Annotated in this window: 20 protein-coding genes; 14 read left to right on the top strand and 6 right to left on the bottom strand. The window is 64.8% G+C overall.

Annotated elements, in window-relative coordinates; genetic code table 11:
- Positions 1 to 3 precede the first annotated feature (3 nt).
- The 3 genes from G473_RS0116145 to G473_RS0116135 form a co-directional block, all read right to left on the bottom strand.
- Positions 4 to 1,044 (bottom strand): substrate-binding domain-containing protein, encoded by a 1,041-nt coding sequence (locus G473_RS0116145; RefSeq protein WP_029013956.1) that lies wholly within the window; start codon positions 1,042 to 1,044, stop codon positions 4 to 6.
- A 232-nt stretch (positions 1,045 to 1,276) separates the two neighbouring features.
- Entirely contained in the window at positions 1,277 to 2,722 is a 1,446-nt protein-coding gene (locus G473_RS0116140; RefSeq protein ID WP_035707949.1) for an ATP-binding protein, read from the bottom strand.
- Positions 2,723 to 2,862: 140 nt separating this feature from the next.
- Positions 2,863 to 5,136, bottom strand: coding sequence for an NADP-dependent malic enzyme (locus G473_RS0116135; RefSeq protein ID WP_029013954.1), 2,274 nt, complete (start codon positions 5,134 to 5,136; stop codon positions 2,863 to 2,865).
- 208 nt (positions 5,137 to 5,344) lie between these two features.
- Between G473_RS0116135 and G473_RS0116130 the strand changes: the two genes are divergently transcribed.
- From G473_RS0116130 to G473_RS0116110, 5 genes are all read left to right on the top strand, one after another.
- Positions 5,345 to 5,536, top strand: a complete 192-nt coding sequence (locus G473_RS0116130) for a hypothetical protein (RefSeq protein ID WP_029013953.1) — start codon at positions 5,345 to 5,347, stop codon at positions 5,534 to 5,536.
- Positions 5,537 to 5,541: 5 nt separating this feature from the next.
- Positions 5,542 to 5,805 carry a type II toxin-antitoxin system RelE/ParE family toxin gene (locus tag G473_RS0116125; protein WP_035707513.1) on the top strand — a complete coding sequence of 88 codons (264 nt, stop codon included), beginning with the start codon at positions 5,542 to 5,544 and terminating at the stop codon, positions 5,803 to 5,805.
- Positions 5,806 to 5,892: 87 nt separating this feature from the next.
- The gene (locus G473_RS0116120; protein ID WP_029013951.1) at positions 5,893 to 6,858 is read left to right on the top strand and encodes an NAD(P)H-dependent flavin oxidoreductase; all 966 of its coding nucleotides are present in this window, start codon (positions 5,893 to 5,895) and stop codon (positions 6,856 to 6,858) included.
- Between the two features lie 113 nt (positions 6,859 to 6,971).
- On the top strand, positions 6,972 to 8,459 hold the full coding sequence (locus G473_RS27300; RefSeq protein ID WP_051330349.1) for an ATP-binding response regulator: 1,488 nt from the start codon (positions 6,972 to 6,974) through the stop codon (positions 8,457 to 8,459).
- Positions 8,460 to 8,528: 69 nt separating this feature from the next.
- Positions 8,529 to 9,560: an alpha/beta hydrolase gene (locus G473_RS0116110; protein ID WP_154667431.1), complete on the top strand. Its 1,032-nt coding sequence runs from the start codon at positions 8,529 to 8,531 to the stop codon at positions 9,558 to 9,560.
- A 23-nt stretch (positions 9,561 to 9,583) separates the two neighbouring features.
- Here G473_RS0116110 and G473_RS0116105 read toward each other — a convergent pair whose 3' ends face one another.
- The 3 genes from G473_RS0116105 to G473_RS0116095 are packed head-to-tail and all read right to left on the bottom strand — an operon-like array spanning position 9,584 to position 11,939.
- Complete coding sequence (locus G473_RS0116105; RefSeq protein WP_029013949.1) at positions 9,584 to 10,936, bottom strand: sensor histidine kinase; 1,353 nt, start codon at positions 10,934 to 10,936, stop codon at positions 9,584 to 9,586.
- Positions 10,933 to 11,595 (bottom strand): response regulator transcription factor, encoded by a 663-nt coding sequence (locus tag G473_RS0116100; protein WP_029013948.1) that lies wholly within the window; start codon positions 11,593 to 11,595, stop codon positions 10,933 to 10,935. The genes G473_RS0116105 and G473_RS0116100 overlap by 4 nt, the downstream gene beginning before the upstream one ends.
- Positions 11,595 to 11,939: a PepSY domain-containing protein gene (locus tag G473_RS0116095; protein ID WP_051330457.1), complete on the bottom strand. Its 345-nt coding sequence runs from the start codon at positions 11,937 to 11,939 to the stop codon at positions 11,595 to 11,597. Before G473_RS0116095 ends, G473_RS0116100 begins: the two co-directional genes overlap by 1 nt.
- A gap of 111 nt (positions 11,940 to 12,050) precedes the next feature.
- Between G473_RS0116095 and G473_RS0116090 the strand changes: the two genes are divergently transcribed.
- From G473_RS0116090 to G473_RS0116050, 9 genes are all read left to right on the top strand, one after another.
- Positions 12,051 to 12,365 carry a PepSY domain-containing protein gene (locus tag G473_RS0116090; RefSeq protein ID WP_029013946.1) on the top strand — a complete coding sequence of 105 codons (315 nt, stop codon included), beginning with the start codon at positions 12,051 to 12,053 and terminating at the stop codon, positions 12,363 to 12,365.
- Between the two features lie 131 nt (positions 12,366 to 12,496).
- Complete coding sequence (locus G473_RS27295; RefSeq protein ID WP_051330348.1) at positions 12,497 to 14,470, top strand: methyl-accepting chemotaxis protein; 1,974 nt, start codon at positions 12,497 to 12,499, stop codon at positions 14,468 to 14,470.
- A gap of 103 nt (positions 14,471 to 14,573) precedes the next feature.
- Entirely contained in the window at positions 14,574 to 14,996 is a 423-nt protein-coding gene (locus G473_RS0116080; RefSeq protein ID WP_029013945.1) for a VOC family protein, read from the top strand.
- A 2-nt stretch (positions 14,997 to 14,998) separates the two neighbouring features.
- The gene (gene pdeM / locus G473_RS0116075; protein ID WP_035707510.1) at positions 14,999 to 15,703 is read left to right on the top strand and encodes a ligase-associated DNA damage response endonuclease PdeM; all 705 of its coding nucleotides are present in this window, start codon (positions 14,999 to 15,001) and stop codon (positions 15,701 to 15,703) included.
- 375 nt (positions 15,704 to 16,078) lie between these two features.
- A complete protein-coding gene (locus G473_RS0116070) occupies positions 16,079 to 17,557 on the top strand; it encodes a cryptochrome/photolyase family protein (protein ID WP_029013943.1) in 1,479 nt (492 codons plus the stop codon).
- 25 nt (positions 17,558 to 17,582) lie between these two features.
- On the top strand, positions 17,583 to 18,914 hold the full coding sequence (locus tag G473_RS0116065; protein ID WP_029013942.1) for an NAD(P)/FAD-dependent oxidoreductase: 1,332 nt from the start codon (positions 17,583 to 17,585) through the stop codon (positions 18,912 to 18,914).
- An 85-nt stretch (positions 18,915 to 18,999) separates the two neighbouring features.
- Entirely contained in the window at positions 19,000 to 20,235 is a 1,236-nt protein-coding gene (locus G473_RS0116060; protein ID WP_029013941.1) for an SAM-dependent methyltransferase, read from the top strand.
- A gap of 12 nt (positions 20,236 to 20,247) precedes the next feature.
- Positions 20,248 to 21,573, top strand: coding sequence for an MFS transporter (locus tag G473_RS0116055; RefSeq protein WP_029013940.1), 1,326 nt, complete (start codon positions 20,248 to 20,250; stop codon positions 21,571 to 21,573).
- 46 nt (positions 21,574 to 21,619) lie between these two features.
- Entirely contained in the window at positions 21,620 to 22,180 is a 561-nt protein-coding gene (locus tag G473_RS0116050) for a DUF3833 domain-containing protein (RefSeq protein WP_084438223.1), read from the top strand.

Here is a 22,180-nt window from a genome sequence, read left to right as displayed (position 1 = left end):
CCGTTACGAAGCCGGCTTGGCCATCGGGGTCAGCTTCATGGCGGCCTGCTCGGAAGCCTTACGCTTGGCTTCCGGCAGCGGGATCAGGCCCTTGTCGGCCAGATAGCCCTCGTCGCCCATGGCGCGTTCAGACGCATATTCGCCCAGGAAATCCTTCAGGCCCGGGATCACGCCCATGTGCTGGTTCTTGAAGTACATGAACAGCGGACGGGAGATCGGGTATTCCTGCGAGGCGATCGTCTCGTAGGTCGGGGCGATGCCATTGACGGCCACGCCCTTCAGCTTGTCCTGGTTTTCTTCCAGGTAGCTGTAGCCGAAAATGCCATAGGCCTTCGGGTTGGCATCCAGACGCTGCACGATCACGTTGTCGTTCTCGCCAGCTTCGATGAAGGCGCCATCTTCACGCAGGGTCTTGCAGACGGCGGCGTGACGGGTGGCGTCCAGGGCCTTGATGGCCGGGAATTCCTTACAGCCGGTTTCCATCACCAGCTCGACCCAGGCGTCGCGGGTGCCGGACGTCGGCGGCGGGCCCAGCACTTCGATATCGTCACCCGGCAGGGAAGCGTCGATGTCCGACCACTTCTTGTAGGGGTTCGGCACGATCTGGCCGTTCACTTCAACTTCCTTGGCCAGAGCCTGGAAAAGCTGAGCCTTGGTCACCTTGACATCGGCGCCCTTCTTGGAATGGACAAAGCCGATACCGTCATAGCCGATCACCAGCTCGGTGATCTGCTCAACGCCGTTCTTCTGGCAGCTATCAAATTCCGACGCCTTCATGGCGCGGGAAGCGCCGGTGGCATCCGGGAAATCAGCGCCAACGCCGGAGCAGAACAGCTTCATGCCACCGCCGGTGCCGGTCGATTCCAGGATCGGGGCGCCGAACTTCGTGGTCTGGCCGAAACGCTCGACAACGGTCGAGGTGAACGGGAACACGGTGGAGGAACCGACGATGCGGATCTGGTCGCGGGCAGCGGCGGCGCCGGCCATGCCGACAACGGAAACGGCGCCGAGCACGGCGGCGAGGACGAGCTTCTTGGTGTTCACGGAACAAGCCTCCGGTTTTTGGACAGCATCCGGAGGGGTGGAAATTACCTCTTCCGGATGCCAAGTCCCTGCTGGGTGCCGGGACCATAGCTCTGCTGCGCGAAGCAAATACTACATCTACGTTACGGTTTGATGACACCGCCCGGGATGGGGTCATAAGCCCGGATTATAAGGCGCATGGGCGTTATGCAGCCGCAGATGGAGAAAATGCGGAATAGCCTGGCTGCCTGATTCAGCCGGCTTGCTGCGCCGGTATCTCCCCGCCCGTCCCTGCCATGGCCGGCAACAGGACGGTGAAGGTGCTGCCCTTGCCCACTTCACTGTCAATGATCAGGCGGCCCCGGTGCCGGTTGACAATATGTTTGACGATGGCCAGCCCCAGGCCTGTGCCGCCCAGCGCCCGCGACCGGGCGGGATCGACCCGATAGAATCGCTCTGTCAGGCGGGGCAGGTGGGTGCGGGCAATCCCCTCCCCGCGGTCGGTCACGGCTACCGTGATGGACGGCCCCCGTGTGCCGCGCCCGGCCAGGGCACGGGCGGCGGCACTGCCTCCCCCCGCCGGATCATTGGCAGACAGGGTGACCGTCACCTCTGTCTGTTCCTTGCCATATTTGATCGCATTGTCGATCAGGTTCTGGAACACCTGGGAAAGCTGATCCTCGTCCCCCACCACCAGCGGCAGGCTGTCCGGGCTGTCCACCCGCAGCTTCACCTTGCGGGAGGCCGCCCGCATTTCCAGCGTGACCGCCAGATTACGCACGATCCGGGCAACATCCACCGCACCCGTGGGCGGGCTATGCTCGTCCATCTCGATCCGGGACAGGGACATCAGGTCATTTACCAGCCGCGACATGCGGTTGGCCTGATCGAACATGATGCCCAGGAACTTCTCATGCGCGGCGCGGTCATCCTTGGCCGGCCCGCGCAATGTCTCGATAAAGCCGATCAGGGCCGCCAGAGGCGTGCGCAGCTCATGGCTGGCATTGGCAACAAAATCAGCCCGCATCTGCTCCGACCGTTTCAGCACGGTCACGTCATGCAGGGTCAGCAGCACCTGGAGCGGCTGATCGGCGCCGGCGGGACGGAAAGGTTTCACCCGCGCTTCCAGCGTGCGTTCCACCGGCACAGGCAGCAGCACCTCCACCGTGCGCGAGGCGCCGCCGGCCAGCACGGCATCAACCGCCTCCAGCAAGGTGGGATTGCGCAACGTGCCGGCCAAATCACGACCGACCATCCGTTCCCCCAACAGGGAGCGGGCCGCCTGATTGGCGCGCAGCACGTCACGCGCATCATTCAACAGGATCAACGGGTCATGCAGCGTTTCCAGCACCGCTTCCGCTGCCGCCGCCCGGCGCACATCGGCATCGTCCCGGTCCAGCCAGAGCTGGTGCGCGCGGGCCATGGCCTGGGCAATGTCATTGGCCACGGCTGATCCCATTACGGGTGCCGTTTGCGCGGTCGGGGTTTCCGCCAAACGCTCAGCAAAGGAGAGCAAACCGCGTGTATCACGACGGACCATGCGCAGCAGCACCAGGACCGCCACAGCATGGAAAAGGATCAGCCCCATACCGATAACCGGGGGCACAAGGCCGGTAATCATCAAGGCCAGCACCGATATGACAGCAAGGCTGCCGATCAGGGCCCCAGCAAGGCCCAGTTGCACCGATCCCGGTTTCATGATGATCCAACCACCCTGTAACATGTACGTCATGTTTCTTTTGGCCGCCCCTTTCGGGCGGGACCGGAGGAAATAACATCCCCCGATCCCGCCCGCACGGCCATCACGGAAACTTAATATGTGCGTACAGGGTCAGCCCGTCACCGGGCCAGTGAATCATGCGCCGCCATGACGGCAGCCGTGGTCAGGTCGCTGGCCGTGGCACCCATCTGCACCACCTGGACCGGCTTATCCAGGCCGATCAGCAGCGGGCCGATCAGGTTGCCGCCGCCAAATTTGTGCAACAGTTTGGCGCCGATATTGGCGGCGTGCAGCGCCGGCATGATCAACACATTGGCGGCACCCGACAGGCGGCAGAATGGATAAAGCCGCTTCATCAGATCGTAATCCAGCGCGACATCGGCTGACATCTCACCGTCATATTCGAAATCGACGCTGCGCTGATCCATCAAGGCCACCGCTTCGCGCACATGGGCCGCACGGTCGCGCATTGGCTGGCCAAAATTGCTGAAGGACAGGAACGCCACACGTGGCTCATGCCCCATCTGCCGCGCCATCTTGGCGGATTGGATGGCGATATCGGCCAGTTGCTCCGGCGTCGGCCGTTCATGCACCGTGGTGTCGGAGATGAAGACGGTACGCTGACGGGTGGCCAGCACCGACAGGCCGAACACGATATGGTCGGGCTGCGGGTCGATGACGCGCCCGATATCCTCAAAACTGACGGAGAAGCTGCGGGTCAGGCCGGTGACCATGGCATCCGCATCCCCTGTCGCCACCATGCAGGCGGCGAAGATATTGCGGTTCTGGTTGACCATGCGCTGCACATCGCGATGCAGGCTGCCGGAGCGTTGCAAACGACGATAGAGGAACTCGGTATAGCGTTCATTGGTTGGCTGCCCGAAAGCCGCATTCTGGATTTCCAGCGGCTCGATCCCCGCCATCCCGAGAGAGGCGAGCTTCTCCTCGATCACATGCTCGCGCCCCACCAGCACCGGCGTGCCGAAACGGGCGGAGCGGAAGGCGATGGCGGCACGGATCGTCCGCTCCTCCTCCCCTTCCGCAAAAACGACGCGGCGCGGATTGGCCCGCACCTTCTCCGCGATCAGCTGAAGGCTGTCCGCGGTGGGATCCAGGCGCAGGCGCAGGGAGCGGCGATATTCATCCATATCGACGATGGGCTTGCGGGCGACGCCCGTATCCATCGCCGCCTGCGCCACCGCCGCCGGCACGGTGACGATCAGGCGCGGGTCGAACGGCACCGGAATGATATATTCCGGACCATAGCGCAGACGACGACCGGCATAGGCGGCATCCACCTCATCCGGCACATCCTCCCGCGCCAAGGCCGCCAGCGCGCGGGCGGCGGCGATCTTCATCGCATCATTGATGGTGCTGGCCCGCACATCCAGGGCGCCGCGGAAGATGTAGGGGAAGCCCAGGACATTATTGACCTGATTAGGATAATCGCTGCGCCCGGTGGCGACGATGGCATCATCACGCACCTGCGCCACCTCTTCCGGCGTGATTTCCGGATCCGGATTGGCCAGCGCGAAGATGATCGGGTTGGGGGCCATGGATTTCACCATGGCAGGCGTCATGGAACCCTTGGCCGACAGGCCGACAAACACATCCGCCCCGTTCAGCGCATCGGCCAGGGTGCGGGCATCCGTCACCACGGCATGGGCCGATTTCCACTGGTTCATCCCCTCCGCCCGGCCTTTCCAGACGACGCCCTTGGTATCGCACAGGGTGATGTTGCCAGGCGGCAGGCCCATGGCTTTAAACAGTTCGGCGCAGGCAATGGCGGCCGCACCGGCGCCATTGATGACAAGCCGTGTCTCATCAATGCTGCGGCCCGTCATTTCCAGGGCGTTGAACAGGCCGGCGGCAGCGATGATGGCCGTGCCATGCTGATCATCATGGAAGACGGGGATATCCATCAATTCCCGCAGCCGCTGTTCAATGATGAAACAGTCGGGCGCCTTGATATCCTCAAGGTTGATGCCGCCGAAGCTGGGGCCGAGATAGCGCACGGCATTGATGAATTCATCAACGTCGCGGGTATCAACCTCCAGGTCGATACCATCCACATCGGCGAAGCGCTTGAACAGGACGGCCTTGCCCTCCATCACCGGCTTGGACGCCAGGGCCCCCAGATCACCCAGGCCCAGCACGGCGGTGCCGTTGGAGATGACGGCAACCAGATTGCCCTTGGCGGTATAATCATAGGCCGTGGACGGATCGGCATGAATGCGCAGACAGGGCGTGGCCACGCCGGGGGAATAGGCCAGGGACAGGTCACGCTGGGTCGCCATCGGCTTGGTCGGCGTTATTTCCAGCTTGCCCGGTCGTCCGCTGCTATGCAGCAGCAGGGCCTCTTCCTCTGTAATACGCTTCTCAATACCGGCCATCTCCAACAACTCCTTATTCGTTGCCCAGCGTCAGGGCTGGGATGGGTAGTATGGTAGCGACCGATTAGTGCGCACACCAGACAACAAATGACATAAAATGACGCACCTGCAGCATGGGTGACATGGTCCTATCCCTTGGGGGCGATCCCTTGGGGCCTATCCCTTGCCCGCCTTGTGCCGGTCCTTGATTGCTGGCATCCTTTCAACCATGGCTGAACCGGAATCGATCTTCGACTGGGTGGATGAGGAGCGCTTCGCAAGCGCCATCGCGGAAGCACGCGCCGATATCGCCGCCGGCCGCACCGTGCCGCATGAAGTGGTGGCGGCCTGGTTGCTGGAGCTTGCCACCGCGGTTGAAACGGGCGCGGAACGCCCGCCGCCACCCCTGTCTGGCAAATAATCTCGATGGTTAAATGGTCCGAAACGGCACTTGCCGATATTGCGGGCCATGCCGGCTACATCGCCACCTACAACCCTTATGCCGCCGGTAAAGTGGTCCGGTCGCTCCATGCCGCCGGCAACAGCCTTGCCACTTTCCCGCGCCGGGGCCGCGTACGGCCGGATGGGCTGCGCGAGCTGACAATCATTCATCCTTATGTACTGGTCTACCAGCTCTCCGGGGAGGATGTGCTGATCCTGCGCATCTGGCACGGCGCACAGGAACGGTGAAGGCCTTTTGCGCGCACCCTGGCAGGATACGAACGAGCGTGCTAAAAACACGGACACCATAAAGAAATTCAAAGGGAGTGATCCGACATGCCCATCCCCGCTACGTTCGCCGGCAAGCTGACCCTGCCCGTCATCGCCTCGCCGATGTTCATCGTCAGCTATCCGGAACTGGTGCTGGCCCAGTGCAAAGCCGGCATCGTCGGCACCTTTCCCAGCCTGAACGCCCGCCAGCCGGGGCAGTTGGATGAATGGCTGGGCCGGATGACAGCGGATCTCGCAGATTATGCAGCGGCCAATCCCGCCCAGCCTGTGGCGCCGTTCGGCGTCAACCTGATCGTCCACAAGTCCAACACCCGGCTGCGGGAAGATGTGGAACTGGTGGTCAAGCACAAGGTGCCGCTGATCATCACCTCCGTCGGCGCGCCCACGGGCATTGTGGAGGCCGTGCATTCCTATGGCGGGCTGGTCTTCCACGACGTCACCAATATCCGCCACGCCAAGAAGGCGCTGTCGGTCGGGGTGGATGGGTTGATCCTGGTGGCCGCCGGGGCCGGTGGGCATGCCGGCACCCTGTCCCCCTTCGCCCTGCTGTCGGAGGTGCGGGAATTCTTTGATGGGCCGTTGGTGCTGGCGGGCGCCATGTCGTCCGGCCGGTCGGTGCGCGCGGCAGAGGTGATGGGGGCTGATTTCGCCTATATCGGCACCCGCTTCATCGCGACCGCAGAAGCCAACGCCAACGAAGCCTATAAGCAGATGCTGATCGACGGGGCGGCGTCGGACATCGTCTATACGCCCATGTTCAGCGGCATTCCCGGCAATTATCTGGGGCCTTCCATCGCCGCCAACGGCATCGACCCCACCGCCATCAGCGGCGGGCAGGCCGATCCCAACCTGTCGATTGAGGATTGGTCCAAGAAGAAGGCGTGGAAGGATATCTGGTCCGCCGGCCAGGGCATCGGCACCATCCATGATGCGCCCAGCGTCGCCGATCTGGTGGCGCGGATGAAGGCCGAATATCGCGACGCCGCCACGACGCCCAGCACCTTTCTTTAACCCACGACAAAGTCACCGGGAAAGGCGTTACCCCCAACAAATCCCTTTCCCGGTGACAAAAAAATGCCCAGATAGTCTCTCCACCGGCAACGGCCAGACAGGGGACGACGAGAGTGCAGAAATCGCCAAGCCGCCCGGATGATGGCACCCAGGGTGCCTATCTTGAAGAACGGGTCCAGGCTGCCCTTGCAGCCGCCCAGCAGATCGGGCGTAGCGGTGATTTCGTGCAAGGGGCCGATCTGGCCTATCGCGCGGGGCGCGGCATCTTCAAAGAATGGGGGCAGGAGGGCGTTCCGGTCGACCTGCCGGCCGATTTGATTAATGCCCAGCGTGCTGTGCTGGCCGATGGTCAGGCCCGGCACCTGACCATTCCCCTGCCCCTGTCCACCGGCCCCTGCCCCGTCGAAATTTCCCTGGCCCCTGTCCGTGATGACCAGGGCCGGATTGCAGGGCTGGTCGGGCACGGCATCTGCCGCGACAAGGAACAGGTGCTGGAGGAAGCGGCCCGGGACCATGCACGGCTTTTCGCCAAGGCTAACCATGATCTGCGCCAGCCTTTCCAGGCCATGCGGCTGTTCATGCATCTGCTGGAAACCCGCATCACCGATCCCAAACAGGCGGAATTGCTGGCCCGGCTGGGTGATGCAGTGGAAGCCGGGGCGCAGCAAGTGGGTGCCCTGCTGGACCTGTCCGGGCTGAAGGCCGGCACCACGCGGATCAGCATCGGCGCCGTGTCGGTCGGCAATCTGCTGGACCGGATGATAGAAGAACTGGGGCCTGAGGCGGAAGCCGCTGGCGTAACCCTGCGCCGGGTGGGCAGCAGCGCCAGCGTGCGCAGCGATGCCATGATGCTGGACCGTCTCCTGCGGCAATTGATCGGCAATGCCATCCGCCATGCCGGACGCGGGGGTCGGGTGCTGCTGGGGGCGCGGCGGCGCGGCGACGGGCTGGCGATCCAGGTTCTGGATACCGGCCCCGGCATAGCGCCTGAGGATCAGAACCGCATTTTTGAGGAATTCATCCAGCTTGAGGATGCCGGTCAGGGCCGGCGTGGCCTGGGACTGGGACTGGCCATCGTGCGGCGGGGGGCGGAAGCCCTTGGGCACAAGGTGGGGCTGGTCAGCACCGCTGGACAGGGCAGCCAGTTTGAACTGGTGGCCCCGCTGGTGGAAATCCCCGCGCCGCGCCTCAGCACCGCCACCGCCAAAGGACCGGCCATCCCCACCATCGCCGTGGTGGAGGATGACCGGCTGCAACTGGCGGCGCTGGAGGCAATGCTGGAAGATTGGGGCTGCACCGTCCATTGCGGCGGCAATGGCGGTGAACTGGAAGCAGCACTGACAGAATCGGGCCGCCCCCCCGACCTGTTGATCACCGATTTCCACCTGCCGCAGGGCGATAGCGGCCTCGCCCTGGCTGGCCGGATCAGGGCCCGTCATGGTCAGGCGATTCCAGCCTTGCTGCTGACCGGTGATCTGCACCCCGATGTTCAGCGGGCTGCCAAGGCCGCCGACATGGCGTTGCTGGCCAAGCCCGTCTCCCCCGTACGCCTGCGCCGGGCCCTTGAACAGCTTCTGGGCCGTCCGTTGCCGCGAAGCTGAAATCCGGTTGTATTTCCCACAGCCCACCAGTCATGATCCGTGCATCGGGAAATCAATGGGGGCTGGATCATGGCGCGGTCATTCTTCCATCGGCTGATGCTGTCGCTCTGGCTGGCATCCGTGCCCGCAACAGCCCTGGCGGCAGAACAGCCTGTGACCGTGACCAGCGATGGCAGCGTCACATTATCGGCCACCCTGTCCCTGCCCGATGGTGTGCCCCCCACTGCGGGCTGGCCCGCCGTTTTGCTGGTCCAGGGCAGCGGCCCCACCGACCGGAACGGCAATTCCCGCCTGATGCCGGGGCTGGAGATCGACCTGCTGCGCCAGCTTGCCGATGGATTGGCCACCAAGGGCATTGCCAGCCTGCGCTATGACAAGCGCGGCATGGATGCCAACAAGGCACAGCACCCCGCCGACCCCAGCGCCATGGCCGCTTTTTACGGGTGGGACAAGTTCACCGGCGATGTCATCGCCGCCCATGCGGCCCTGGCCGCGAGTAAGGGCATCGACCGCACACGCACCGCCATTCTGGGCCATAGCGAAGGAGGGTTGCTGACCCTGGATGTGATCCAGGGCGGCCAAGCCAGCCCGAAGGCCGCCATCATCCTGGGCGCCCCAGCCCGCCCCTGGGGTGATGCCGTTGCCGACCAGTTACGCCGCAAGATGCAGGAACAGGGCGCACCGGCACCGGTGCAACAGCGCATCCTGGCCCAGGATGCGGAAATACGTGCTGATATCCTGGCGACCGGCACCATACCGGTGGCGAAGGTGCCGCCCGGCCTGCAGGCCCTCTATCCCGCCTATCTCGGCCCTTTCTATAAAGGCGCGCTTGCCCTGGACCCGGCAGCCGCCGCCAAGGCGGCACCGGTGCCGCTGCTGGTGGTGATCGGGCAGGATGATGCGCAGACCATTGCCAGCACAGACGCCCCGCTTTACCGCGCCGCACTGTCGGGTAAGGACGATGGGAGCATGGTGGAAACACCCGCCGGCCTGAACCATGTGCTGAAGCCGGGCGGGAAGGATTATGGCGGCCCTGTCGATCCTGCGGTCCTGGCCTTGATTGCCGACTGGCTGGTGGCAAGGCTGCCCCCTGCGCCATAAGCCACCGCCCCGCCCTCCGGCCATCACGCGCGCGGTAGCACCAGCCGGGCGGCAAGCCCGCCCAAGGCTTCGTCCTGCCCCAGTTCCAGCCCCCCGCCATACAGACGGGCCAGATCATCCACGATGGCCAACCCCAGGCCACTGCCGGGCATGGCCTCGTCCAGGCGGATACCCCGGGCCAGCACCGTGTCACGGCGATCATCGGGAATACCGGGTCCATCATCGGCCACCGTGATGGACAAGGCCTTTTCCCCCGCCGCCGAAAGGGTGACACGGATGCTGCCGGCGCACCATTTGGCGGCATTCTCCATCAGGTTGCCGACCATCTCCTGTAAATCCTGTCCCTCCCCCCGGAACAGCAGGGCATCATCCCCCGAGACCCGGATATCCAGGGGACGGTCGGGATGCAGCCGGGCGATGGTGCGGGCAAGCCCCGCCACCAGCGGGCCGATGGGGGTGCGCAGGCCCGCCCCGCGCGCCATGGCGGCGGCACGCGCGCGGGTCAGATGCCGGTCAATCTGGCTGCGCATGCGGTCGGTTTCCGCCGCGATGACGCGGGCGCTGTCGGCATTGCCCAGCGCCGCCACGCTGTTGGTGATGACGGCCAGCGGCGTCTTCAGCGCATGGGCCAGATTGCCGGCCTGGGTCCGGGCGCGTTCCACCATCTCCGCATTATCGTCCAGCACCTGGTTCAAATCATCGACCAGGGGCTGCACCTCCGACGGAAAGGCACCGACGACGCGGGCCACACGGCCCGCCCGCATCTCCCCCAGGGCTTGGCGCAGCCGGTCCAGCGGCACCAACCCCAGCCGTACCTGCGCCACCGCAGCGGCCAGCAGCCCCAGCGCCAGGATGCCCAGCGACAAGGCCAGGGCGCGGGCGAAGGAACCGGTCGCGGCTTCCACCGATCCCCCCTGGGAGGCCACCGCCACATCCAGTGGTGCGCCGCCATCGGGCAGATGCACCCGCCGTTCCCATACCAGCAGCCGGGCGCCATCCGGTCCCGTGGCCACGCCCCGGCGGTGAACAGCACCATCATCAGCCACCGGCCCGGCCATGGGAAGCGACTGGTCCCACAGCGACCGCGACCGGGCCAGCGCCTCACCCCCGTCCGATACCTGCCAGTACAGGCCCGAAAGCGGACGGTTGAAACGGGGGTCGGTCAGGGCGCGCACCGGCGCCAGCGTCCCGTCCGGCTGGCGGGCCAATGCCGCCGTCACTTCATCCAGATGCAGTTCCATATGGCGCGACAGTTCCGCTTCCACATGGTTGCGGAACAGATCGGTCAGGGCGATGCCCGCCCCGACAAGGGCCAGCACCACCCACAGGGCAGCCAGCCCCAGCAGGCGCAGGCCAAGCGAGCCACGCCGGATCACGGGGCGGCGTCCAGCCGATAGCCCAGGCCGCGTTCGGTATGGATCACGTCCACCCCCAGCTTGCGGCGCAGGCGGCCGATAAAGACTTCGATCGTGTTGCTGTCGCGGTCGAAATCCTGGGCATAGACATGCTCGGTCAATTCGGTGCGGGAGACGACCCGGCCGCGATGATGCATCAGGTAGGAAAGCACCCGCAATTCATGCGCCGTCAGGGTCACAGGGCGCCCGGACACGCTGACCCGGCCTGTGCGGGTATCCAGGCTGACCGGGCCGCAGGTCAGTTCCGCCGCCGCCTGCCCGCCGGCCCGGCGGATCAGCGCCCGCAGCCTTGCCAGCAATTCCTCCATCCGGAAGGGCTTGGCCAGATAATCATCGGCCCCGGCATCCATGCCCTCCACCTTTTCCTGCCAGGTGCCGCGCGCGGTCAGGATCAGCACCGGCATGGTGCGCCCCTGCCCCCGCCAACCGCGCAGCACGGACAATCCATCCCGGCGCGGCAGACCCAGGTCCAACACCACGGCATCATAGGGTTCGGTTTCGCCCAGAAAGGCCGCCTCCTCCCCATCGGGGGCGCAATCCACCGCGTAATGGGCAGCTTCCAGCGCTTCACGCAACTGGCGGCGCAGTTCGGGATCATCCTCGGCGATCAGCAGGCGCATCAGCGGCTTTTCTCCAGCCCCGCACCCTTGGCCGACAAAAGCGTGCCGGTGCGGGCATCATAGACCAGCTTTATCAGACGGCCATCGGGGGACAGCATCTCCATCTCATAGACAATACGGCCATCCTCCTCGTCCAGTTCCACTTCCAGCAACCGGCCTGGGAAAGCTTCTTCAGCTTTGGCGATGATATCGCGCAGGGGCATTACCTCCCCCCGGCGCAAGGCGGCGCGGGCGCGGTCATGGTCGGCAAGGTCACCATCATCGGCCGCCACCGGCATCGCAGCCGGGGCCAGCAGAAGACAGGACAGGAACAGAAGGGAAAGGCTGGCGTATCGCATCGTCATATATAAGAAAATACAAGCTGAACGCAGGATGAACACCCTATTCAGGATCAATTCAGGACCCATCCCCTATTCATGGTGTTATCGCATCACTGCAAACGAAAGGATATTCCGATGCGCAAGACCATGATCCGCACCGCTGCCGCCCTGTCTTTGCTGGCCCTGCCGATGGGCGGGATCGCCCTGGCCCAGTCCGCAGCCCCCGCGACCACGCCCGCAACGGCCCCCGCTGGCGCCCCCACCGGCCCCGCCATGGGCATGACCCAGATCGTCGATCATCTGTCAGCCCAGGGGTACAAGGATATCCGCGAGGTTGAACGCAAGAGCGACAAGCTGTTCGAGGTCAAGGCCACCACCCCGCAGGGCCAGCGCCAGGAACTGCTGTTGGATGCCCGCACCGGTGAGATCCTGAAGGCCGAACGGGATTGATGCCAAACTCCCTTTTCTCCCTTCCGGCACCGAACAGTTCCGGAAGGGAGAAGGGTTTGACCTGCATCAAGGCGCAGCACCACCTCATCCATTAGGAGTAGTCCAGACATCGTAAGAATGGATTACCACCGATGATGATCGCCCGCCTGCCTGTCGCCACGAAGGTGGCGATGATGAATGCCCTGGGGTTGCTGACGCTTGCGACCCTGATCCTTGGCCTCTCCTATCACCAGATGTCGCGCGCGATGGAGCAGAGCGCGCTCGCCACCCAGGACCTCTCCATGCAGGTGGCCTGGGGCCTGCTGCATAAGGAGGGGGGCGCTTTCTCTCTCCAGAATGGCCAGTTGATGGCCGGCGACAAGGCCCTGAACGGCGATAATGCGCTGGTGGATGCCATTTCAAAGGCGACGGGCGGCAGCGCCACCCTGTTTGCTGGCGATAACCGCGTGGCCACCAATGTGATCGGCAGCGACGGGCAGCGCGGTACAGGCACGAAGCTGGCAGCCGGGCCCGCTTATGAAACAGTGCTCCGCCAGGGCAAGCCCTATCGCGGCGCCGTCGACATTCTGGGGGAGCGGTATTTCGCTGCCTATGACCCGATCAAGAATGCCAGTGGCGAGACGGTCGGCATCCTCTATGTCGGCCTGCGCAAAGCAACCCTGTTTGCCGATTTCAACCAGGCCATGGCCTGGATTGGCGGTGGTGTGCTGCTGTTCGTGCTGGTGACCGGGTTGGGCGCGCATGCCGTGATGGCCGGGCTGCTGCGGCCCCTGGGGCGCCTGCGCGGCACGATGGATGCGATGCGCCAGGGCGACCTGTCGCAGAGTGTGGCCGGCACCCAGCGCGCCGATGATGTGGGCGACATGGCCCGTGCCGTCGCCGTCTTCCGGGAAGCATTGGCCGAAACCGAAGCCTTGCGCGCCCAGCAGGAAGAAGCACGCGCCGAAGGTGAACGCCGCCGGCTGGAAGCCCTGGCCGCCATGGCCGACACGGTGGAGCGGGAAACCGGCGTGGCCGTCGATCATGTGTCGACCAAGACCCGCGCGATGGAGGAGGAGGCCGACCGCATGGCCGCTGGCGCCCGCCGGGTGGGCCGCAATGCCGAGGGCGTGGCCGCCGCCGCCGCGCAGGCATTGTCCAATGCCCAGACTGTCTCCAGCGCCACCAACCAATTAACCAGTTCCATCCAGGAGATCAGCCACCAGATCGCCCATGCCGCTGAGGCCACCGGCCGCAGTGTGGAAGCCGGGAACCGTGCCGTGGATGCCATTGATGCCCTGGCCGAAACCGTATCGCAGATCGGCGACGTGGCCGGGATGATTGCCGATATCGCAGCCCAGACCAATCTGCTGGCCCTGAACGCCACGATTGAGGCGGCCCGCGCGGGCGAAGCCGGCAAGGGTTTTGCCGTCGTGGCCAGCGAAGTGAAAGTCCTGGCTGGCCAGACCGCCCGTGCCACCGATGATATCAATCGCCGGGTGCATGAAATCCAGGGCGTGCGCGACCGGGCGCTAAGCGCCGTGCATGAGATCGGCCACCTTATCAGTGAGGTGAACGAGGTCTCCTCCGGCATCGCCGCTGCCATGGAGCAGCAATCAGCCGCCACGTCGGAGATTGCCCGCAATGTGGAACAGACAGCCGACGCGGCCCGCGAAGTGTCCACCCGGATCGAGGAAGTATCGCAGGAAGCTGCCGGCACCGACGCGGCAGCCGACCATATGCGCGCCGCTTCTCATGGTCTGGCCGAAAGTGTGGGAAATCTGCGCCAGACCCTGGTGCGGGTCGTCCGCACCTCCGCCCAGGAGGTGGAGCGGCGACCGACCCAGCGCTATCGGCTGGAACGGTCGGCCACGGTAGAGGCGAATGGCAAAAGCACCCCGGTCATGGTGGAGAATATCTCTGAAGGCGGTGTGACCTTGCGCGGCACGGGCCTTTCCATGCAACGCGGCATCCTGCTGCTGGACGGATTGCGCCTGTCCTTCCACAGCCTGAAGCAGACCGACCATCATCTCCACGCTGCCTTCGATCTGGATGGGGCTGATGTATCGGTTCTCGCCACCCGCTTCGCGGATATGGTGAAGGGGCTGGAGCCGATGGCTGCATGACAGACAGCTACCCTGTGGGCGGTCTTCCGCCCACAGGGCTTGCGCATCTGTTCACTTGATGTTCCAATGTGCTCTTGTTTTACCAGACGAAAGACCGCGAGCGATGGAACAGCGCGTCACCCTGATCACGCTGCGGGTCGCCGATCTGGACCGGTCCCGCACCTTCTATGAAGGGCTGGGCTGGACGCCGGCGGCAATGGGTGCAGGGGAAGCCTGCTTCTTTCAGCTTGGCGGCCTGGGATTGTGCCTGCTGGGGGCGGATGCCTATCAGCGGGAAATGGCCGGCGATGCCGGCAAGGTTGCTCCCGGCCCAACCATGCTGGCCCATAATGTCCATAACAAACATGAAGTGGACACGCTGTTCTCCTTCGCGCTGACGCAGGGCGCGCGGCTGGTGCGGCCTGCGGAGGAACAGTTCTGGGGCGGTTATAGCGGCATGTTCGCCGACCCGGACGGGCATTATTGGGAAATTGCCTGGAACCCCCACTGGCCCCTGGCCGGGGACGGCACCGTCACCATCGCCTGATCATGACCGCAGAACTGTTACTGAACGGGGCAAGGCTGTGCCCCGATCCCTCCGGCACCCTGTTCTGGCCTGAACGGGGATGGCTGCTGGTGGCCGACCTGCATCTGGAAAAAGGGTCGGCCTATGCGCGGTTCGGCCAGTTTCTACCCCCTTATGACACAGCCGCCACCCTGGGACGGCTGGAAGCGGCCTGCGCCAGGCTGCACCCCTCCCGCGTCATCTGCCTGGGGGACAGTTTCCACGACCGGGACGCCGCTGCCCGCATATCCCCTGCGGATGGAAGGCGCATCGCGGCCTTGACCGGCGCCCATGACTGGACCTGGATCACCGGCAACCATGATCCGGCGCCCCCCGATGGTTGGGGGGGATCGGTGACAGGGGAAATACGGGAAGGGCCGCTGGTGCTGCGGCACGAACCGGAAGCCGGGGCCGTGGGCGAAATCTGCGGCCATTACCACCCCAAAGCGGTGACCGCCGTGCGGGGCCGGCACCTGTCCGCCCGCTGCTTTGCCAGCGACGGGCAGCGGCTGATCATGCCGGCCTTCGGTTCCTATACGGGCGGGCTGAATGTGCTGGACCCGGCGATCAGCCGCCTGTTCAGCCGGCCTTTCCATGTCTGGATGCTGGGCACCGACAAGCTGCACCTGCTGCCAGCCGCACGGCTGACAGCCAATATGGCCACCCGCCGTCGTCTGGCCACAGCCTGAAAAACGACGCCCCGGAATGCAGGGGGGTGCATCCCAGGGCGTCTCGCCTGACGGAGCGGGGACGGGGGAGTCCTTTCCGGGGGGGAGTAATCGGAACCGCTTCCACGTCAGGCTTTCAGGAAATTGGGACGTTCCCGTCGCTTAATCAAGCTCCCTCCCCTCCGACTTTGGTCGGGCCCACATCAGCCGGAAGGCGGAGGGCAAAGGGGGTGGTCCAGTTGAACCACCGGGAAAAGATCAACCCCAGGGCTGGCCTTTTGCCACATCGCGCTATGTCATTGCCGGCGGCAAGTGCCGCTTTTCATTGCTTTTTCAGCCGGCAGCCGAAAGATGGGGGCGCGTTCCCCTGATCCTGGCAGCGTCGATGGAGTGGACATGCCCGACAGCACGCCTGTCATCATCTGGTTCCGCCAGGATTTGCGGCTGGGCGACAATCCGGCCCTGTGCCATGCCGTTGATACGGGCCGGCCTGTGCTGCCGGTCTATGTGCTGGATGATGTGACGCCAGGTACCTGGAAGGCTGGCGGGGCCAGCCGCTGGTGGCTGCATCACAGCCTGACGGCCCTGGCCGATGCACTGGAAAAGCGCGGCTGCCCGCTGCTGCTGCTGCGGGGGCCGGCGGGCGATGTGATCCAGGATCTGGCCCGGACGGTGAAGGCCGGCGCCGTGTTCTGGAACCGCTGTTACGAACCCTGGGCCATTGACCGGGACAGCCGGCTGAAATCCGCCCTGACCCATGACGGGCGGGAGGTGAAAAGCTGCAATGGCAGCCTGCTGAATGAGCCCTGGAAGGTGTTGAACGGCAGCGGTTTGCCCTACAAGGTCTTCACCCCTTATTGGCGGGCCGCCCTGGCGCAGATGGCACCGGGCGCCCCCCTGCCCGCCCCCGCCCATATCACCCCGCTTGCCAGCCCGCCCAAGGGGGAAAAGCTGGCGGATTGGGGCCTGCTGCCGACCAAACCCGATTGGGCGGGCGGGATGCGCCAGGACTGGCAGGATGGCGCCGCCATCGGGGAAGCCGCCGCCATGCGCCGGCTGCAAGCATTCCTGGCCGAAGGCAGGGCCGGGCACTATCCGACCCGGCGTGACCTGCCCGGCACGGATGGCACCTCCCGCCTGTCGCCCCATCTGCATTTCGGGGAAATCTCCCCCCGTCAGATCTGGCACGCCGCCCGCCAGCATGCGGATGAGAAAAAAGCCGAAGAGAAGGAAGTGGATGCGTTCCTGCGCCAGATCGGCTGGCGTGAATTCTGCCATTCGCTGCTATATCATTTCCCCACCATGCCGGAGCAGCCGCTCGACCCTGCCTTCAAGGAGTTTCCCTGGACATCCAACGACAAAGCCCTGGCCGCGTGGCAGCGCGGGCAAACCGGCTATCCGATCGTGGATGCCGGCATGCGGCAGCTTTGGCAGACGGGATGGATGCACAACCGGGTGCGGATGATCGCCGGTTCCCTGCTGGTGAAACATCTGCTGCTGCCCTGGCAGGCCGGGCAGGCTTGGTTTTGGGATACGCTGGTCGATGCCGATCTGGCCAACAATGCGGCCGGCTGGCAATGGATCGGTGGCTGCGGGGCCGACGCCGCCCCCTATTTCCGTGTCTTCAACCCCATGCTCCAGAGCGAAAAATTCGACGCGGAGGGCGATTATGTGCGCCGGTGGGTACCAGAACTGAAACACTTACCCGCCAAATATATTCACGCGCCTTGGCAGGCGCCGGAGGCGGTGTTGCGCGGGGCCGGGGTACGGCTGGGCCGGGATTATCCGCATCCGATCGTCGATCATGCCGAAGGACGGCAACGCGCGCTGGATGCCTTTGCTGCCATCCGCCAGGGGCGCGCGGAACCGGACTGAACAGGCGCAGGAAAGGGGCGCGTGGATGAGGATCGCAGTCATCGGGGCCGGTATATCCGGCCTTAGCGCGGCATGGCTGCTGAACCGTCAGGGATATGATGTCACCCTGTTCGAACAGAACGAGCATCCCGGCGGCCATTCCAACACGGTTGATGTCGCGGGGCCGGACGGGCATGCCCAGGCCGTGGATACCGGCTTCATCGTCTTTAACGAGGCGACATATCCCAACCTGATCGCCATGCTGGCCCATCTGGGCATCGAGGCGATGGAATGCCGGATGAGTTTCGCGGTCAGCGTGGACCGTGGGCGGCTGGAATATGCTGGCAGCAATCTGGCCGGCATGTTCGCCCAGAAGCGCAACCTGCTGTCGCCCACCTATCACCTGATGCTGCGCGATATCCTGCGCTTCTACCGGCAGGCGCCCAAGCTGCTGCGCGACCCCGCGGCCATGGATATGACGCTGGGCGAATATCTGGATGCCGGCCGCTATGGCCATCGCTTCATCTATGACCATCTGCTGCCGATGGGGGCGGCCATCTGGTCTTCCACCATCGCGGAAATGCTGTCCTTTCCGGTGCAGAGCTTTGTGCGCTTCTTCCAGAATCACGGGCTGCTGAAGATCAAGCACCGGCCGCAATGGTACACGGTCAAAGGCGGCAGCCGGGCCTATGTCCAGGCACTGGCCGCGCCGTTGAAGGGCCACCTTCATACCGGCCGCGCCATCACCAGCCTGCGCCGCACCCCGGATGGGGTGGAGTTGCAGGACGCCACCGGCACCACCAGCCATTTCGACCATGCCATCATCGCCACCCATGCCGATCAGGCGCTGGCCCTGCTGGCCGACCCGTCAGAGGCAGAACGGCAGGTGCTGGGCGCCTTCCGCTACCAGTTGAACCGGGCCTGCCTGCATCGCGACCCGGCCCTGATGCCCAAACGGCAAAAGGCCTGGTCGGCCTGGAATTATCTGGCCAACGCCACGCGGGAACGGCGGGCCAAGGTCTCCGTCACCTATTGGATGAATGCGCTTCAGAATCTGGACCCGGCCGACCCGCTTTTCGTGACGCTGAACCCGATCCAGGAGCCACGCCCGGCCTATCGCATCCGGGAATTCATCTATGACCACCCGATGTTCGATGCCGGCGCCATCCAGGCGCAGGCCCGGATCAAGGATATTCAGGGGCTGCGCCGCACCTGGTTCTGCGGCGCCTATATCGGGTACGGCTTCCACGAGGATGGCCTGTCCGCCGGGCTGGCGGTGGCCGAATCGCTGGGCGCCAAGCGGCCCTGGGACGTGATCGAGGCCTCACCCGCCGGGCGTAATGCCCGACCGCGCGGCCCGGCCATGGCGGCGCGATAAAAGTTAAGGCAGATTGCGCCGACCGCCCGGCTTGCCGGGCCGCCAATTCGGACAAGATTAAAGCCCGCCAGAGAATGGTGGAGCCATGACCGAACAGTCCGATACCCAATTCCTGCCCCTTACCGGGGCTGCCCCCTACCGCCCGTCCCGCATGATGCGGGTTCTGCTGTCCATGGCCCCGGCGATCCGGATCGGCGCCCTGACCATCGTGCTGCCCAACGGGCGCAGCCATCGGTTTGACGGGACACAGCCGGGACCGCATGGCGTGCTGTATGTGCGCAATGACCGGCTGGCCGCCCGGATGCTGAGCGGCGGCAAGCTGGGCTTCTGCGAAAGCTATCTGGATGGCGACTGGACCAGCCCGGACACAATGGCCCTGTTCGAGATGGCGCTGCTGAACGAAGCAGAGCTTGACCGGGCGATGAATGGCAAGCCCTGGGTCAAGGCTTTGCAGTTCCTGATCCATCTGGCCAAGCCCAACAGCAAGACCGGCAGCCGCCGCAACATCGCCTATCATTACGATCTGGGGAACGGCTTCTATGAAGGCTGGCTGGACCCCAGCATGACCTATTCCGCCGCCCTTTATGCCGATCTGGACCGGGCAGAGGCGATGGAACAGGCGCAGCAGCGCAAATATGCCGCCATCGCGGAACGGATGGCGCTGTCACCCGGCCATCATGTGCTGGAAGTGGGCTGCGGCTGGGGTGGCTTTGCTGAATTCGCCGCCAGGGAGGTGGGGGCCAGGGTCACGGGCATCACCATCAGCAAGGCACAGTACGACTATGCCTGCGCCCGCATCCAGCGCGAAGGGCTGGGGGAGAAGGTGGAAATCCGCCTGCAGGATTACCGCGACACCCAGGGTCAGTTTGACCGGATCGCCAGCATCGAGATGTTTGAGGCGGTGGGCGAACGCTATTGGCCCACCTTCTTCCAGGCGCTCCACGACCGGCTGAAACCGGGTGGGCTGGGCGCCTTGCAGATCATCACCATCGACGAGAAGCATTTCGACAGCTACCGGCGCGGGGCTGATTATATCCAGCGCTACATCTTCCCCGGCGGCATGCTGCCCAGCCCGACACGGCTGAAGGCGGAGATCGAGGCAGCCGGGCTTTCCTGGCGCGGTGGTCAGGGCTATGGCCTGCATTATGCCCGCACCCTGCTGGAATGGCAGACGCGCTTCCAGGCCGCCTGGCCCGATCTGGCCCGCCAGGGGTTCGACACCCGTTTCAAGCGAATGTGGGAGCAATATCTCTGGTACTGCGCCGCCGGCTTCCGAGTTGGCACCATTGATGTGATGCATGTCGGCATTGGCCGGGTCTAGGCACCGGCCCGCATGACGCACCCCCGCCCCCATCCCTGGTATCGTCTGCTGGCCTATGCTGCGCCTGCCCTGCCGCTGGCGGTGCTGCTGCTGCCCACATACATCTTCCTGCCGGCCCATTATGCCAGCATCGGCCTGCCGCTGGGCACGATCAGCCTTGTGCTGCTGCTGGCCCGGCTGTGGGATGGGGTGACCGATCCGCTGGTCGGGCTGCTGTCCGACCGGACACACAGCCGGTTTGGGCGCCGCAAACCCTGGATCGCCGCCGGGCTGCCGCTGACCTGCCTGTCACTCTGGTTCCTGCTGGTGCCGCCTGCGGGGGCGGGGCCGGCCCATCTGCTGGGGTGGAGCATGGCGCTCTATCTCGGCTGGACGCTGATGGTGGTGCCGCTGACGGCCTGGGGGGCGGAACTGTCCGGCGATTACCACCAGCGCACCCGGATCAATGGTTTTCGGGAAGCCGCCGGGGTGCTGGGCACGCTGGTGGCCCTGGTGCTGCCCTTTGCGGCCGGTGTGGGGGCTGCCGGGCAGGAGGGGGAGGCCCTGCGCCTGCTGGCCCTGCTGCTGCTGGTGATGCTGCCAATCGCCACGCTGGCGGCGCTGGCCTTCGTGCCGGACCGGGCGATGCAGACGCCCCCGAAGGCCAAGCCAGGAAGCTGGCGATTGATTCTCGCCAACGGGCCTTTCCGCCGGTTGCTATTGGCCTATGTCATCAATGGGATGGCGAACGGCCTGCCGGCGCAGCTCTTCCTCTTCTTCGTTCAGCACCGTCTGGGCGACGGGGACCGGGCCGGGCTGTTGCTGCTCTGCTATTTCGCCTCTGGCTTGCTGGCGGTGCCGCTATGGCTGGGTTTAAGCAAGTATTTCGGCAAGGACCGGGTATGGCGCTGGGCCATGCTCTGGAATATCGGCTGGTTCCTGCCGGTTTTCTGGCTGGGGCCGGGGGATTCGGGCCTGTTTTTGCTGGTATGCGTCATGACCGGCCTGTCGCTGGGCGCCGACCTGATCCTGCCGTCGGCCATGCAGGCCGATGTGGTGGACCTGGACACCGCACAGGGCGGCGGGGAACGGACGGGCCTGTTCTTCGCCTTTTGGGGGCTGGCGACCAAGCTCGCCACGGCGCTGGCCGCGCTGGGGTTGGGTGCCGCTGCCCTGTTCGGCTTCGACCCCGGTCTGGCGCAGAACGATGCCAATGCGCTCGCCGGCCTTACCCTGCTTTATGCCGGGCTGCCCATCGCCTTGAAACTGGTGGCCATCGCCCTGCTCTGGCGCTGGCCGCTGGACCGGGCAGCCCAATCAGCCTTGCGGGAACGGATCGAGACAGGGCCACCCGGCTGATCCCTCTCCCACACCCCTTCCCTATTAGCCCCCGCGCGAGGACCGCATGTTCCGCCGCCTTTTCCTGCTGATCCTGGCCTGTGCCACCCTATCCGGTTGCAACTCCATGAAACCCGAACAATTCGCCAACGAAACACCGGCCCTTGTGCTGGAAGACTATTTCCAGGGCCAGTCCCGCGCCTATGGCATCGTGGAGGACAGGTTTGGCAATGTGCGCCGCACCTTCACCGTGGATATCCAGGGCAAATGGAACGGCAAGGAACTGACCCTGGTAGAAGATTTCCTGTGGAATGACGGGGAGAAGGAAAACCGGGTCTGGGTGCTGACCCGGAACGGTCCCCAGACCTGGGAAGGCCGCACCCAGGATGCCTTTGGCACTGCCAAGGGCATCGTCTCTGGCAATGCCTACAACATGGTCTATGACTTCAACCTGAAAATGGGCGAGGGCCGCACCAAGGTCCGGTTTGATGACTGGATGTTCCTGATGCCGGACGGTGTGCTGCTGAACCGGGCCACCATCTCCAAATTCGGCATCCATCTGGCGACGGTCACCATCGCCTTCCGCAAGGACGGTGTGGCCCAGCCGGCCAGCCAGGCGGCGGAGTAA

Source organism: Niveispirillum irakense DSM 11586, from assembly GCF_000429645.1.
Lineage (GTDB): Bacteria > Pseudomonadota > Alphaproteobacteria > Azospirillales > Azospirillaceae > Niveispirillum > Niveispirillum irakense.
Note: the sequence above shows the minus strand (reverse complement) of the source record. Positions and strands in the feature narration are given on the sequence as shown.

Bases quoted from the DNA above. Each gene is read 5' to 3' on its own strand.
- G473_RS0116065 (WP_029013942.1), top strand. From the start codon at position 17,583: ATGAGGATCGCAGTCATCGGGGCCGGTATATCCGGCCTTAGCGCGGCA.
- G473_RS0116095 (WP_051330457.1), bottom strand. From the start codon at position 11,939: ATGACGATGCGATACGCCAGCCTTTCCCTTCTGTTCCTGTCCTGTCTT.
- G473_RS0116130 (WP_029013953.1), top strand. From the start codon at position 5,345: ATGGCTGAACCGGAATCGATCTTCGACTGGGTGGATGAGGAGCGCTTC.
- G473_RS0116080 (WP_029013945.1), top strand. From the start codon at position 14,574: ATGGAACAGCGCGTCACCCTGATCACGCTGCGGGTCGCCGATCTGGAC.
- G473_RS0116050 (WP_084438223.1), top strand. From the start codon at position 21,620: ATGTTCCGCCGCCTTTTCCTGCTGATCCTGGCCTGTGCCACCCTATCC.
- G473_RS0116125 (WP_035707513.1), top strand. From the start codon at position 5,542: ATGGTTAAATGGTCCGAAACGGCACTTGCCGATATTGCGGGCCATGCC.
- G473_RS0116055 (WP_029013940.1), top strand. From the start codon at position 20,248: ATGACGCACCCCCGCCCCCATCCCTGGTATCGTCTGCTGGCCTATGCT.
- G473_RS0116140 (WP_035707949.1), bottom strand. From the start codon at position 2,722: ATGAAACCGGGATCGGTGCAACTGGGCCTTGCTGGGGCCCTGATCGGC.
- G473_RS0116060 (WP_029013941.1), top strand. From the start codon at position 19,000: ATGACCGAACAGTCCGATACCCAATTCCTGCCCCTTACCGGGGCTGCC.
- G473_RS27295 (WP_051330348.1), top strand. From the start codon at position 12,497: ATGATGATCGCCCGCCTGCCTGTCGCCACGAAGGTGGCGATGATGAAT.
- G473_RS0116100 (WP_029013948.1), bottom strand. From the start codon at position 11,595: ATGCGCCTGCTGATCGCCGAGGATGATCCCGAACTGCGCCGCCAGTTG.
- G473_RS0116120 (WP_029013951.1), top strand. From the start codon at position 5,893: ATGCCCATCCCCGCTACGTTCGCCGGCAAGCTGACCCTGCCCGTCATC.
- G473_RS0116135 (WP_029013954.1), bottom strand. From the start codon at position 5,136: ATGGCCGGTATTGAGAAGCGTATTACAGAGGAAGAGGCCCTGCTGCTG.
- G473_RS0116070 (WP_029013943.1), top strand. From the start codon at position 16,079: ATGCCCGACAGCACGCCTGTCATCATCTGGTTCCGCCAGGATTTGCGG.
- pdeM (WP_035707510.1), top strand. From the start codon at position 14,999: ATGACCGCAGAACTGTTACTGAACGGGGCAAGGCTGTGCCCCGATCCC.
- G473_RS0116110 (WP_154667431.1), top strand. From the start codon at position 8,529: ATGGCGCGGTCATTCTTCCATCGGCTGATGCTGTCGCTCTGGCTGGCA.
- G473_RS0116090 (WP_029013946.1), top strand. From the start codon at position 12,051: ATGCGCAAGACCATGATCCGCACCGCTGCCGCCCTGTCTTTGCTGGCC.